Below are 326 nucleotides of genomic sequence, written 5' to 3'. Positions count from 1 at the left end.
GCCAAGAAAGCTCAACAAGCAGAATCAGCTACTCAAACCGAAAGTGAAGTACCGGTTAAAAGTTCTGGCGATGCTAAGAAAGATGCTGTCGCTGCGGCCATTGCTCGCGCTAAAGCCAAGAAAGCTCAACAAGCGGAGTCAGCTACTCTAACCGAAAGTGAAGCTCCGGTTGAAAGCTCTGGCGATGCCAAGAAAGATGCAGTCGCTGCGGCTATTGCTCGTGCTAAAGCCAAGAAAGCTCAACAAGCAGAATCAGCTACTCAAACCGAAAGTGAAGTACCGGTTAAAAGTTCTGGCGATGCTAAGAAAGATGCTGTCGCTGCGGC

General features: G+C 49.4%; 1 pseudogene. It reads left to right on the top strand.

The window, feature by feature from the left end:
* A pseudogene (locus H5300_RS27200) lies at positions 1-326 on the top strand (electron transport complex subunit RsxC); the annotation flags it as partial.

Source organism: Vibrio sp. SG41-7, assembly GCF_014164465.1.
GTDB classification, from domain to species: domain Bacteria; phylum Pseudomonadota; class Gammaproteobacteria; order Enterobacterales; family Vibrionaceae; genus Vibrio; species Vibrio splendidus.
The sequence above is the reverse complement of the archived record's forward strand: the minus strand, read 5'-3'. Positions and strand labels throughout refer to the sequence as shown.